This window comes from Ruminococcus sp. AF20-12LB (assembly GCF_003478985.1).
GTDB lineage: Bacteria > Bacillota > Clostridia > Lachnospirales > Lachnospiraceae > Blautia_A.
The window spans coordinates 83,018-95,817 of the sequence record NZ_QUGH01000005.1 but is presented as its reverse complement, the minus strand read 5'-3'; the positions used below and the strand labels follow the sequence as shown (position 1 = coordinate 95,817).

14 protein-coding genes are annotated in these 12,800 nt (G+C 41.4%); 11 read left to right on the top strand and 3 right to left on the bottom strand.

Going from position 1 to position 12,800, the window contains the following annotated elements:
• Positions 1-36: 36 nt before the first annotated feature.
• The 11 genes from DWX61_RS08135 (at position 37) to DWX61_RS08085 (ending at position 10,194) form a co-directional block, all read left to right on the top strand.
• Positions 37-1,479, top strand: coding sequence for a biotin/lipoyl attachment domain-containing protein (locus DWX61_RS08135; RefSeq protein ID WP_118624696.1), 1,443 nt, complete (start codon positions 37-39; stop codon positions 1,477-1,479).
• A gap of 19 nt (positions 1,480-1,498) precedes the next feature.
• Entirely contained in the window at positions 1,499-2,191 is a 693-nt protein-coding gene (locus tag DWX61_RS08130; RefSeq protein ID WP_118515432.1) for a YggS family pyridoxal phosphate-dependent enzyme, read from the top strand.
• Positions 2,192-2,215: 24 nt separating this feature from the next.
• Positions 2,216-2,869, top strand: coding sequence for a cell division protein SepF (locus tag DWX61_RS08125; RefSeq protein WP_118624694.1), 654 nt, complete (start codon positions 2,216-2,218; stop codon positions 2,867-2,869).
• A 4-nt stretch (positions 2,870-2,873) separates the two neighbouring features.
• The gene (locus DWX61_RS08120; RefSeq protein ID WP_118624692.1) at positions 2,874-3,626 is read left to right on the top strand and encodes a YlmH/Sll1252 family protein; all 753 of its coding nucleotides are present in this window, start codon (positions 2,874-2,876) and stop codon (positions 3,624-3,626) included.
• A 20-nt stretch (positions 3,627-3,646) separates the two neighbouring features.
• Complete coding sequence (gene aroB, locus DWX61_RS08115; protein WP_118624690.1) at positions 3,647-4,738, top strand: 3-dehydroquinate synthase; 1,092 nt, start codon at positions 3,647-3,649, stop codon at positions 4,736-4,738.
• On the top strand, positions 4,735-5,271 hold the full coding sequence (lspA, locus tag DWX61_RS08110) for a signal peptidase II (protein WP_118624688.1): 537 nt from the start codon (positions 4,735-4,737) through the stop codon (positions 5,269-5,271). Before aroB ends, lspA begins: the two co-directional genes overlap by 4 nt.
• Before the next feature lie 51 nt (positions 5,272-5,322).
• Positions 5,323-6,237, top strand: a complete 915-nt coding sequence (locus DWX61_RS08105; protein WP_118624686.1) for an RluA family pseudouridine synthase — start codon at positions 5,323-5,325, stop codon at positions 6,235-6,237.
• Between the two features lie 102 nt (positions 6,238-6,339).
• Positions 6,340-6,981: a cytidylate kinase-like family protein gene (locus tag DWX61_RS08100; protein ID WP_021978034.1), complete on the top strand. Its 642-nt coding sequence runs from the start codon at positions 6,340-6,342 to the stop codon at positions 6,979-6,981.
• Between the two features lie 167 nt (positions 6,982-7,148).
• On the top strand, positions 7,149-8,576 hold the full coding sequence (locus tag DWX61_RS08095) for an AI-2E family transporter (RefSeq protein ID WP_118515443.1): 1,428 nt from the start codon (positions 7,149-7,151) through the stop codon (positions 8,574-8,576).
• Positions 8,573-9,022: a D-aminoacyl-tRNA deacylase gene (gene dtd / locus DWX61_RS08090; RefSeq protein WP_118515445.1), complete on the top strand. Its 450-nt coding sequence runs from the start codon at positions 8,573-8,575 to the stop codon at positions 9,020-9,022. Before DWX61_RS08095 ends, dtd begins: the two co-directional genes overlap by 4 nt.
• Before the next feature lie 110 nt (positions 9,023-9,132).
• The gene (locus DWX61_RS08085; RefSeq protein WP_118369250.1) at positions 9,133-10,194 is read left to right on the top strand and encodes a tyrosine-type recombinase/integrase; all 1,062 of its coding nucleotides are present in this window, start codon (positions 9,133-9,135) and stop codon (positions 10,192-10,194) included.
• Positions 10,195-10,391: 197 nt separating this feature from the next.
• On the opposite strand, the gene DWX61_RS08080 is transcribed toward DWX61_RS08085, so the two are convergent.
• From DWX61_RS08080 to DWX61_RS08070, 3 genes are all read right to left on the bottom strand, one after another.
• Entirely contained in the window at positions 10,392-10,649 is a 258-nt protein-coding gene (locus DWX61_RS08080) for a hypothetical protein (RefSeq protein WP_059085862.1), read from the bottom strand.
• 159 nt (positions 10,650-10,808) lie between these two features.
• Positions 10,809-11,639, bottom strand: coding sequence for a rhamnulose-1-phosphate aldolase (rhaD, locus tag DWX61_RS08075; protein ID WP_118624684.1), 831 nt, complete (start codon positions 11,637-11,639; stop codon positions 10,809-10,811).
• A gap of 284 nt (positions 11,640-11,923) precedes the next feature.
• The gene (locus tag DWX61_RS08070) at positions 11,924-12,796 is read right to left on the bottom strand and encodes a DegV family protein (RefSeq protein WP_118515451.1); all 873 of its coding nucleotides are present in this window, start codon (positions 12,794-12,796) and stop codon (positions 11,924-11,926) included.
• Between the last annotated feature and the right edge of the window lie 4 nt (positions 12,797-12,800).

Sequence of the window (12,800 nt, the reverse complement as noted above, 5' to 3'; positions counted from 1 at the left end):
ACTTTAAGAGATGAACGATGTAAAGGAGGCATTCATTTGCCGGACAATAAAGTACATTCCGGAAAAACTCCGGGATTCTTAGCAAAGCTTCGTAAAATTTTTGGTCTGAACATTGGAACTGTAATGTTCGGAGCAATTTTTATCTATATGATCTTTAGTGTGATTCTTTATCTTACAGCTTCTCATATGGAATCTTATCAGGTTCCCTCCGGTCCGTTATCCATGAATGAGACATACACAGGGCTGGCGATCATGACAGAGAACGTAGTGCAGGCAGATGCAGGCGGTTACGTTACATATTACGCAAGGGAAGGTACCAAGATCAATGCCAACGGTGCTGTTTACAGCCTGAACAGCTCAAGATCTGCAGACAATGTAACCTCTCTGAGCAGAGAGGAACTGGCGGATATACGCAGTAATATGCAAAGCTTTTCCAAAGGATTTGATCCCAGCAAATTTAACAGTACCTATAGTTTTAAATATCAGCTCAATGGAAGCATCCTTCAGTATGCTTCAGATAGTTCGGGAGCTTCTTCTGCAAGTACGACGTCTGAAGATGGAGAAGAAGCCACAGTTACAACAATAGTTTCCAGTGATCCGAATATCCGCCGTGCGCAGACAGACGGGGTCATCCTGTATTCTACAGATGGCTACGAAACAAAAACCGTTGATAATGTCACAGCAGCTGATTTTGATCAGAATTCCTATCAGGAAACGGATCTGAAAACAGATGGACAGATAAAGGCCGGAGATGATATTTATACGATCATTACAGATGAACGCTGGAGTCTTTTGATCCCTTTAAGTGAGAAGCAGGCTGCTAATCTGAAGGAGCGTACATCGATCCGCGTCAAGTTCCTGAAAGATGATCTGACGCAGACAGGAGACTTTTCGATCATGGAGATCGATGGGGCTAAATATGGCAAGATCGATTTTAATAAGGGGCTGATCCGATATGCGTCAGACCGGTTTCTGGAAATAGAGCTTGTCACGAACAATGTGACAGGTTTAAAGATTCCGTTATCTTCTATCGTAACGAAGGAGTTTTATGCAATACCTTCCAAATATCTTACGACGGATGCTGAAACGCAGCAATCGGGATTTATGCTTTCCGGCAGAAATAAAAAGGGCAACAGTACGAGAACCTTTGTCAGTGCCGGTATCTATGGCCGTGATGAGATCACAGACAAAGAAACACAGAAAACAAGCTATATTTATTACGTAGACAAGAATAAATTTAAAGAAGGCGATGCTCTTGTTGATCCGGATAGTGGAGAGAAGTTTATCATCGGAGATACAGAAGTTCTGGAGGGAGTTTTCTGTATCAATCAGGGATATGCGGTATTCCGCCGGATCGAGATCCTGGATGAAAATGAGGAATATGCAGTTGTATCAAAGGAAACCTATAATGGGCTTGTCCGATATGACCGTATTGTGAAAAATGCAGATAAAGTAAGTGAACAGGATATACTTTACTAATTAAAGGAGGCTTTATATCATGGTAGCGGAAAATTTGGCACAGGTGCAGAAAAATATTAATGAATCCTGCAATAAAATAAACAGAGATCCGAATGAAGTCACACTGATCGCAGTAAGCAAAACCAAACCGGTGGAGATGCTGAAGGAGGCTTATGATGCCGGAGCACGTGTCTTTGGAGAAAATAAAGTGCAGGAGATTGTAGATAAATATGATCAGATGCCTTCAGATGTCAAATGGCATATGATCGGACATCTTCAGCGTAATAAAGTAAAATATATTGTGGATAAAGTTGCAATGATCCATTCTGTAGATTCGCTTCGCCTGGCCGAGACGATTGAAAAAGAAGCAGCGAAAAAAGCGGTTATCGTCCCGATCCTTATAGAAGTAAATGTAGCGCAGGAAGAAAGTAAATTTGGTCTGAAACCGGAAGAAGTTTTACCGTTTATAGAACAGATCGCAGATTTTTCACACATTCAGATAAATGGGCTCATGACAATTGCTCCCTATGTTGATAATGCAGAGGAAAATCGCGAAATTTTCCGTGAACTTAAGAAATTAAGTGTTGACATTGCTGCTAAAAACATTAATAATGTTATTATGAGTGTTCTGAGCATGGGAATGACCGGAGATTACATGGTTGCCGTGCAGGAGGGCGCTACGATGGTGCGGGTAGGCACTGGTATTTTTGGTGCAAGAAATTACGCATTATAAGACTAATAAGATTGGAGATTTAAAATGGGCGTTTTAGACAAGTTTTTAGATGCCATCAAACTGAACGACGATTATGACGATGACGAATTGTTAGATGATAGCCTTCTTGAGGATGAGGACGATTATGACGACGATTTCCTCGATGAAGATGATGATATGGAAGAGAAACCAAAGAAGAAATTTTTTGAGAAATTTTCCAAGAAAAAAAATGACGAGGAAGAGGATTTTCTGGATGATGAGCCGGAAGATGAAGCGGTTAAGGCACCTGTTGCCAAGTCATCTGCAAAGACAGCTGCAGCCAAGGCTCCGGCAAGACAGGACCGTATTTCCAGACCGGCACCTTCTTCCAAGATCACCCCGATGCGTACAAGCAAGCGTTCTTCCCAGGCTGCAAATATGGAAGTTTGTGTGATCAAGCCTACAACAATGGAGGAAGCAAGAGAAATTGCGGATACACTGGTCGATAATTCTACTGTTATCCTGAATCTTGAAGGAATCGATGTGGAGCTTGCACAGAGGATCATCGATTTTACTTCCGGTGCATGTTATTCACTTGGAGGAAGCCTTCAGCAGGTATCCAGCTATATTTTTGTACTTGGACCATATAATGTAGATATTACAGGTGATCTTCAGAATATCCTTGGCGGTTCTGTGCCGTCTGTAAGAGTGGGTTATTAACCTCATGGATAAAGAAGAACTTTTTGTTAAGAGAATCCGTGAACTGGCAAATCTGGCCTATCAGAGAGATATTACCACATTTACGGATTTTCTTAATTTAAATGAACGGAATATTTTAAACAGTCAGAATTTTCATAAGCTGGGTGTTACAGCGGAAGGTTTTGGCGGATATGAGAATGCAGAGCGTCAGATGGTAGCCTTTCACCCTGATGCTCTTGCTTTTACATGGGAGTATCCCATTGATTGTATCCGGCTCGAACCAAAAGCAGTGAAATTTTCAGAAGATCTGACACATCGGGATTATTTGGGAGCGATCCTGAATCTTGGGGTTGACAGGAGTGTTGTTGGGGATATTCTTATAGAAGATCATACTGCGAGCTTTTTTTGTCTGCGTCAGATGACAGATTTTTTTCTGGAGAATCTGTGTCGTGTAAGACATACCACAGTTGTGGCGTCGAAGATAGAAGATCCGGGTGATCTTCCGAGACCGGAACTGAAACCAGTTAGTGGAACCTGTGCATCCGTACGCCTGGATTCTCTGATCGCGCTGGCTTTTGGAACTTCCAGAAGCAGTATTGTGCATTGTATTGAAGAAGGGCTTGTTTTTGTAAATGGAAAACTGATCACATCCAATGGTTATGAGCCCAAAGAGGGAGACATCATATCCGTTCGGAAAAAGGGACGTTTTATTTATGATGGAGTATCCCGTCAGACAAAAAAAGGACGTCTTGGGGTACGGATTCTGCTTTATATCTGAACAGCTAGGAGGAAAACGCAATGACAGCATCAAAATTACTTGTAAAACGAGAAGGTGATTTTCATTATCCCATCTGTTTTGAAGAAGATTTTTCTAATCTGGCACAGGTTATGAAGGAAGAGGGACTTGTCGACAGAAAAATCTGCATTGTGACAGATTCTAATGTGGGACCACTGTATGAAGAATCTGTAAGGCAGGTTTTAAGTGAGGTAAGTTCTGATATTTCTGTGTTCACCTTTGAGGCAGGAGAAAAAAACAAAAACCTTAATACCGTTTCGGCATTGTATCAGGTTCTGATCAAAAATGGTCTTGATCGAAAAAGTCTGCTTGTTGCATTAGGCGGTGGTGTGGTAGGCGACCTTACCGGATTTGGTGCAGCAACTTATCTCAGGGGGATTGACTTCATTCAGGTACCGACAACACTGCTTGCACAGGTAGACAGCAGTGTGGGTGGAAAAACCGGTGTAGATTTTCAGCAGTACAAAAACATGGTAGGAGCTTTTCACCAGCCACGTCTTGTTTATATGAACCTAAGCACTCTTTCTTCACTTCCGGCAGAACAGTTTGCCTGCGGAATGGGTGAGATTTTAAAAACAGGACTGATTTGTGATGGAGATTTTTTCCGCTATGTATGCTGTGAACAGAAAGAGATCAAAAAGCTGGACATGAAACAGATTGCCAGAATGGTACGCAGGTGCTGTGAGATCAAAGCCGGCGTTGTGGAGCGTGATCCAAAGGAACAGGGCGAGCGTGCACTTCTTAACCTGGGACATACTGTGGGGCATGCAGTAGAAAAACTTAAGAATTTCACCCTGCTCCACGGACAGTGTGTAGGAGTCGGATTGGTAGCTGCGGCATATCTTTCCATGAAACGAGGACTTCTGACCAGAGAAGAATATCAGGAAATCTGTCAGGGATGTTCGGATTACGATCTTCCGGTGCATGTAGAGGGCCTTATCCCGGAAGAAGTTCTTTCCGCAACAAAGAAAGATAAAAAAATGGAACAGGGACATATCAGGTTTATCCTGATGGATGGTATCGGAAAAAGCTTTATCGACAAAACAGTTACCGATGAAGAACTGCTTTCCTGTATTCAGGAGATAACTCTATGATCAGTCGTGTTAACCATCATCAGAAAATGTCTTTTAGTAAGTGTATGTCGGGGGACATTTTTTTACTGATCTTACTCGTGGCTGCAGATCAGGGAGCAAAATGGCTGTCATATCTGTATCTGAAAGGACAACCATCTGTTTCGCTGATTTCCGGCATACTTGAACTTCATTATCTCTATCCTGAAAACAAGGGAATCGCGTTTGGAATGTTTCAGGGAAGTGTATTCTTTTTTGCCATTGTGAGTGTGCTGTTTCTGGGAGTGATCCTCTATGCATGGATCCGTATTCCGAAAGAGCGGTTTTATCTGCCTTTGCTCACCATTGCTACAGTACTTGCAGCCGGTGCACTAGGAAATTTTATTGATCGTTTTTTCAGAGGATATGTGATCGATTTTATCTATTTTTCCCTGATCGATTTTCCGGTATTTAATCTTGCGGATGTTTATGTGGTTGTAAGTGGAATTTTTCTGATCCTGTTTGTGTGCACGAAATACAGGGATGATGATTTTGCGTTTCTGAATATCAAACAGTAATTCGGGCAGAGAGACATATAATGCATTTGTCTGTTCTTGTAGGAGATATAAATGGAAATATATGATTATACAGTAGAAAAAGAAGAATCAGGTATACGAATCGACCGCTATCTTGCTGAGAAAGACAGCGGTCTTTCCAGGTCTTTCCTCCAGAAACTTCTGAAAGAAGGACAGATTACCGTGGGCGAGAAAGCTGCCAAATCTAATTATAAGGTTCGTGAAAATGACAGGATCCATCTGGAGATCCCGGATTCCAGTGAGCCGGATATCATTCCGGAGGACATTCCGCTGGATATTCTTTACGAGGATGAAGATGTACTGATTGTTAATAAGCCCAAAGGGATGGTTGTACATCCAGCAGCCGGGCATTATCAGGGGACACTGGTCAATGCAGTTATGGCACATTGTGGTGACAGCCTTTCCGGTATTAACGGAGTGATGCGGCCCGGAATTGTCCACAGAATTGATAAGGATACCACCGGAGCGCTGTTGGTATGCAAAAATGATATTGCTCACCGGGATCTGGCAGAACAGCTGAAATGTCACAGTATCCGCAGACGCTACCGGGCAGTTGTGCAGGGAAATCTGAAAGAGGATGAGGGAACAATAGAGGGACCTATTGGACGGCATCCGACAGATCGTAAAAAAATGGCCATCAATCATAAAAATGGTAAAGATGCAATAACACATTATAAAGTGCTGGAACGTTTTGGCGAGGCCACGTATGTGGAATGTCGGCTTGAAACAGGGCGTACCCACCAGATTCGTGTGCACATGGCCAGTATCGGACATCCGCTTCTTGGGGACACGGTGTATGGTTCATCCAGAAATCCTTATCATCTGGAGGGACAGGCACTTCATGCAATGATTCTTGGATTTGTTCATCCACGTACCGGTGAATATATGGAATTTACAGCCCCACTTCCGGAATATTTTGTTAAATTGCTGATAAAATTGCGAAAATAGCTGGAAAACACGTGAAATATATTGTATAATAACTATATTAAAGAGGAAGCAGAGTTAATATTTACAAATTCGCTGAATCTGGACAGAAAGGATGTGGCTGTTATGAGTAACAATACAACAAGTTCTATTATTACTATCGGTCGTAAATATGGCAGCGCCGGAAGGCAGATCGGCCAGGAAGTTGCTAAATATTTTGGAATCAAATGCTATGATAAAGAGCTGCTGGAGCACGCAGCCAATGACAGTGGGATCTGCAAGGAGCTGTTTGAGCATCATGATGAGAAGCCAACAAACAGTTTTCTTTATTCTCTTGTGATGGATACTTATTCATTTGGGTATTCCTCAGCCGGATTTACAGACATGCCTATGAACCATAAGATTTTTCTTGCACAGTTTGAGGCAATCAAGAAGCTGGCTTCAGAAGGTCCTTGTGTAATGGTCGGCAGATGTGCGGATTATGCACTTGCAGATAATCCGGATTGTTTCAGTGTATTTGTTCATGCAAACCTTGACTGGCGTATCAACCGTATTTCTCAGAAATACAATAAAAATGCTAAAGAGGCCAAGGACATGATCAACAAAACAGACAAAAGCCGTTCCAGCTACTATAATTATTACACCAACAAGAAATGGGGATCTGCGGACAGCTATAATCTTTGTCTGGATAGCAGCAAGCTTGGCATTGATGGAACTGCGAAGGCAATTATCGAAGCCATTCACATTTATGACAGCCTGAAAAAATAAACATCAGATTTTAGACACCCTGCCATTTTTTATGGCAGGGTGTTTCAGCATTATAGGATAATTCTGCAGGCAGAATTATCCTATAAGTTATTAAAAGGAATGTTTATGTTTTTTTTAGACACAAACCAGAGATGCTATGTTATAATCACATGGTGGAGGAAATTACTATGAAAATTCGTTGGAACCATCGCTATGTGCAGTTAGGTGTGACTGCATTTCTGGTTATTGCTGCCAGTATTTTATTTTATTATGGGATTTTCCATATGAAATCTCTGATCACCGGAATTAAAACATTTTTCGGTATTATGGCGCCGATCATTTACGGAGCTGCCATAGCATATCTGCTAACTCCCATTGTTAATTTTCTGGAGCGGAAGATCATTTTTCCGATTTTTGAAAAAAGGAATAAAACACTTCAGAAAAAGGGGAGGAAAGTAGTACGCTGGATCTGTGTGATCCTTTCTGTATTTTTTATGTTTTTGGTCATTTATGCCCTTGTCATGATGATCCTTCCTCAATTGATTCGAAGCATCATGAATATTATCTACAGTTTTCCTCATTATGTAAGTGTAGTGGAAAACTGGTTAAACTCCGTCGTGGAAAAGGGATGGAAACTGAATCCGGATATGATCAGTCAGATCAATCAGTATTCCAGTAGATTACAGGAGTATTTGACAAATACGATCCTTCCCCAGATGCAGTTTATGATGAAAAATATATCTGCGAGCTTTCTGGATCTTCTTGTTTTTCTGAAGAATTTCCTTATTGGAGCGATCGTATCTCTTTATATATTGGCGGATAAAGAGGGGTTTATTGCCAAGGCAAAAATGGCGGTCTATGCAGCGCTTCCAACCAAATGGGCAACTTTTCTTGTTCATTCCATGCGTTTTACGCATAAAACTTTTGGTGGATTTATCAGCGGAAAGATCCTGGATTCTGCAATTATCGGTGTATTGTGTTATGTTGGAACATCGATCATTGGAACTCCATATGCGATTCTGGTCAGTGTGATCGTCGGTGTTACAAATGTTATTCCGTTTTTCGGTCCATATCTGGGAGCAGTTCCATGTATTCTTCTTATTTTGCTGGTAGATCCCATTCAGAGTTTGTATTTCCTGATCTTTATTCTGATCCTTCAGCAGTTTGACGGAAATATTCTTGGACCAAAGATCCTGGGTGAGTCGACCGGACTGTCCAGCTTTATGGTTATTGTTGCAATCATGGTCGGTGGTGGTTTATTTGGAGTTCCGGGAATGATCGTTGGAGTTCCGGTATTTGCCGTGCTGAATGCTGCCGTATGGAAGCTGATCGGACGTAGTCTTGATGAAAAAGATATGTCTGCAGATGCTGAGTTTTATAGAGATATTGATTGTGTAGATCCTGTTTCCGGAAAGGTTCTGCCAATGCCGGTGAAAAAAAACGTATCAAAAGCACAGGAAGTTACAGTAAAAGCGGAAAAAAACAGAATCTGGTCCGGGGCTTGGGATGAAATTAAACGAATGTTTACATTTTTAGTTAAATTTATTCAGGCGAAATATGTAGGTTTTCGACTGAAGCAGAAAAACAGACGGAGACGGAGGAAGAACAGGTTATGAAGTTTGTAATTCAGCGTGTAAATCATGCAGAAGTCAAAGTAGACGGAGAAATTGTCGGAAAAATCGGAAAGGGTTTTCTTGTTCTGATCGGCGTTGGCCGTGAGGATACCAGGGAGGATGCAGATTGGTATCTGAAAAAGCTTCTGGGACTTCGTATTTTTGAGGATGAAAATGGAAAGACCAATTTGTCTCTGGCAGATGTAAACGGGGAATTGCTTTTGGTTTCACAGTTTACCTTATATGCAAATTGCCGTAAGGGAAACCGTCCAAGCTTTATAGAAGCCGGTGCACCGGATGAAGCAAATAAATTATATGAGTATATTATTTCAGAAGCCAGTAAACAGGTTCCGGTTGTGGAACATGGAATCTTTGGTGCAGATATGAAAGTATCTCTGGAAAATGACGGGCCATTTACCGTTATTTTTGATGAAAATCTACGGAAGTAGCCGTTTACACTACCAATCTATTTGAAAAACTCGGGTTTGTCGTATAGATATAGATGGGTGCAAAACCACTTCTTTTAACAGGTGTTTCAGGTATATATTAAGGAGTTTTTATGGATAACAAAATTACTTACCACGAACAAAATGACATTGACAATACTTTAAAACTCCGTGAGGTTTTAAAAACGCTTCCGCCATTTTGCAGGGATTATTTCCGGGCTATTGATGCAACGACTACAACCAAGACCAGAATTTCCTATGCATATGATATTCGTATATTTTTTCAGTTTCTGTTAGATCAGAATCCAATGTTTAAAGACAAAAATATGTCGGATTTTACAGTTGATGTTCTGGATCAGATCAAAGCTGTTGATCTTGAGGAATATGAAGAATTTCTCAAAGTTTATAAATCCGCCGACTCTTCCAAAACGGAAACAAATGGTGAACGTGGCGTCAAACGAAAAATTTCTGCTTTAAGAAGTTTTTATGCTTACTATTATAAACATGAAATGATCACCACCAACCCGTCTGTTCTGATCGATGTGCCAAAGATCCATGAAAAGAATATTATTCGTCTGGATACAGATGAGGTTGCCATGCTGCTGGATTATATTGAGCATTGCGGAGATACGCTGACCGGGCAGAAACGGATGTATCACGAAAAAACGAAGGACAGAGATCTTGCTATTGTTACTCTCCTTCTTGGTACCGGGATCCGAGTATCCGAATGCGTCGGACTGGATGTTGAGGATGTAGATTTCAAAAACAATGGAATCAAAGTTACCCGGAAAGGTGGAAATGAAATGGTTGTATACTTTGGTCCTGAAGTAGAAAAAGCGTTGAAGAAATATCTGGAAGTCAGGGAGAATATTACACCTCTGGCAGGTCATGAGCACGCTCTCTTCTATTCTACCCAGCGTCGCCGGATCGGTGTTCAGGCTATCGAGAATCTGGTTAAAAAATATGCCAGAGAGATCACAACTACAAAAAAGATCACCCCGCATAAGCTTCGCAGCACCTATGGTACTGCCCTGTACCAGGAAACCGGTGATATTTACCTTGTAGCGGATGTTTTAGGACATAAGGATGTCAATACTACCAAGAAGCATTATGCGGCTCTGGATGATGCCAGACGGCGTCAGGCGGCCAAGGCAGTACGTCTTCGCGAGGACTGATATTTGGTATTGTTGGCATTGAGAAGCAGCTGTTTGGTAAAGAGCTATATAGTGAACCAGATGCTTTTATGTGCTTCCCTGTGTATGACATATAAAGATATAAAGAAATGGAGTTGATTTACATAATTATTATTACGTAAACCAACTCCCTCTTTTGTATTATATTCAATTTATATCCATACTCAAAACCGGTAGTATTATTTGTCAAAATCTGTCTCGAATACACCTTCCGGAGTACGCATGGTAAGAACACCCAGATTAAATTCACTGTCCATAATTGTGATATGATATTCAAAGATCACATCATCATCAAACTTGGAAAGCAGCACATAGCTTCCGTTCTCTTTCCCATCGATCTGATCGCAGATGTCATCGTAAACTTCCTCTCCGGAAATCTTTCGCGGGTATCCGCTTGCCTTGATCTTCTCTTCGATCGCTTTATATAATTCTTCCATACCTTATTCATATCCTTTCTGATATTAATTTGCTGATAAACCAGATATGTTTTTATCATATCAGATTTATCAGCAAAAATCAGCAAATATTTGGTTGTTTCCGATAAAGTTTCAGATAGGAGTACAGTTATATGATATAAAACTGTGTAGCCGAAGAATTTATTTCTTCTCGTAGAGGAATTCTTCCGGCAGAGTTACTTTGAAATCCTTTGCGAGGGCGCGGAAGTCATTCGGTGTGATAGTCTGCAGCTTCTGTGGAGCCATAGATAAGATCTTAACCAGGATCTCTGCGGATTTTTCAACGGTATGAAGAAGTCCGAAGGTCAGGTCGAAATCTTCGCCTGAGCAGAACATACCATGATGCGCCCAGATAACAACATCATATTTTTTCATCAGTTCAGCTGTTTTGATCGCGATTTCTCTTCCACCTGGAACCATCCATCCGATGACACCTACACCATCCGGGAATACTACCGGACACTCAGTTGCGGATTCCCAGAGTTCACGGGTAAATACCTTGTCATCCAGGGGAAGAACGAAGGTAAGTGCAATGGTATTGGTGGTATGTGCATGGTAAATAACACGATGTTTACCGTTGGTAAGCTTTTTCTTTACTTCATGGTTCATAAGATGTGTCGGGAGCTCGCTGGTCGGTCTTCCGCCCTCTACAAGACCCCAGCGGATACGGTAATTGGTTCCTGTCTCGTCAAGCTCAATGATCGCAAGACACACTTCCGGGTCAACGATGATATTACGGAAATATTTACCGCTTCCTGTTACCAGAAAAAATTCGCCTGCAAGTCCCGGAACTTCAACACCGATGGGGGTCCATTCTCCGGGTGCGTTCAGTCGTGGGCGGATCATTTCCACTTCTTCTGATTTCAGACGATAGCTTAAGTTTCCGCCGTTTCTTTCATGCCATCCCTGCTTATATCCATCATCTGCCATTTTGATAAAGCCCTGTACGAATTTAGACTCAAGAATTTTCATAATATATTCCCTCCGTGTTCTATGTGGTTTGTTGTTGAATTATAATTGTTTTAATATGGTTTCTTGTTGTTTGTGACTTTATTATATGACTGTTGATGTGGATTGTAAAGAGAAATTTGAAAAAAATATCAACAAATCCACATGTGAAGTATAAAAAACCATGTAAATATTCAACAAACCACATATGCGACAGATATAAAAGAACAGAGAACACAAGCGAGCAATGGTAATATTATGTGATTTAAATGTAGTTTAATGTTGTCTTATAAGGTATTGAGTCCTTTTTATAAAGGCATGCAGGAACATCCGATTCCCAGCCCATCCGGGCCAATATGGCAGGAAAGTCCAAGTGAAAGATCGTCACACATCACATCCATTCCCGGAAAGCTTTCCCGGATCTGTGAGATCCAGTCTGCGGTAACTTCCGCAGTGCTGCTGGATGCAGCCATAAGATATACTTTTCCGGCATCATATTCTTTTTTGAAAGTTGTTTCCAATTCTCTGTGCATAGCATCGATCATGGCTTTTCTTGATTTTTTCATGCCTCTGCATTTCTGGAAAACATCCAGTTTACCGGTCCCAAATTTCATAACCGGTTTGATATTGAGAAGACTTGCGGCCAGTGCTGTGGTGGTATTGATACGGCCTCCCTTTTTCAGATATTCCAGTGTGCTTAATCCGACATAGATCACGGTTTTTTCACGGGAAGCTTCCAGAATATCCTTGATCTGCTGTGCTGTATATCCATCTTCCACCAGGTCTATCGCATCCAGAATGGAACGGTGAAGGGGTGTGGAAACACGCCCGTTATTTACCACAAACACCTTGTTTTCGTATTTTGGTTCCTGAGACAAGGCGGCAGCAGTCATGCAGGAACCGCTTAAACTACTGCTCAACGGAATGTAGAGGATCTGATCATAGGATAAAAGCATTTCGTCCCACATTTCCATAACTTCCTGTGGGGAAGGCTGTGAAGTTGAAACATCTGCTCCTTCACGTAGCTTTTCATAAAATCCTTTTCTGGAAAAATCCAGGTCTTCATGAAACAGTTCTCCATTCAGATAAAAAGGCATAGGAAGGACATGAATATCCAGTTCCTCTGCTTCTTGTTTTAAAATGCCACTGTGGCTGTCAGCCATGATTCCAATTTTTTTCATTTTC

Coding starts and splice junctions, on each gene's coding strand:
- DWX61_RS08100 (WP_021978034.1), top strand. CDS start 6,340: ATGAGTAACAATACAACAAGTTCTATTATTACTATCGGTCGTAAATAT.
- DWX61_RS08080 (WP_059085862.1), bottom strand. CDS start 10,649: ATGGAAGAATTATATAAAGCGATCGAAGAGAAGATCAAGGCAAGCGGA.
- DWX61_RS08085 (WP_118369250.1), top strand. CDS start 9,133: ATGGATAACAAAATTACTTACCACGAACAAAATGACATTGACAATACT.
- rhaD (WP_118624684.1), bottom strand. CDS start 11,639: ATGAAAATTCTTGAGTCTAAATTCGTACAGGGCTTTATCAAAATGGCA.
- DWX61_RS08125 (WP_118624694.1), top strand. CDS start 2,216: ATGGGCGTTTTAGACAAGTTTTTAGATGCCATCAAACTGAACGACGAT.
- lspA (WP_118624688.1), top strand. CDS start 4,735: ATGATCAGTCGTGTTAACCATCATCAGAAAATGTCTTTTAGTAAGTGT.
- DWX61_RS08070 (WP_118515451.1), bottom strand. CDS start 12,796: ATGAAAAAAATTGGAATCATGGCTGACAGCCACAGTGGCATTTTAAAA.
- DWX61_RS08095 (WP_118515443.1), top strand. CDS start 7,149: ATGAAAATTCGTTGGAACCATCGCTATGTGCAGTTAGGTGTGACTGCA.
- aroB (WP_118624690.1), top strand. CDS start 3,647: ATGACAGCATCAAAATTACTTGTAAAACGAGAAGGTGATTTTCATTAT.
- DWX61_RS08130 (WP_118515432.1), top strand. CDS start 1,499: ATGGTAGCGGAAAATTTGGCACAGGTGCAGAAAAATATTAATGAATCC.
- dtd (WP_118515445.1), top strand. CDS start 8,573: ATGAAGTTTGTAATTCAGCGTGTAAATCATGCAGAAGTCAAAGTAGAC.
- DWX61_RS08105 (WP_118624686.1), top strand. CDS start 5,323: ATGGAAATATATGATTATACAGTAGAAAAAGAAGAATCAGGTATACGA.
- DWX61_RS08120 (WP_118624692.1), top strand. CDS start 2,874: ATGGATAAAGAAGAACTTTTTGTTAAGAGAATCCGTGAACTGGCAAAT.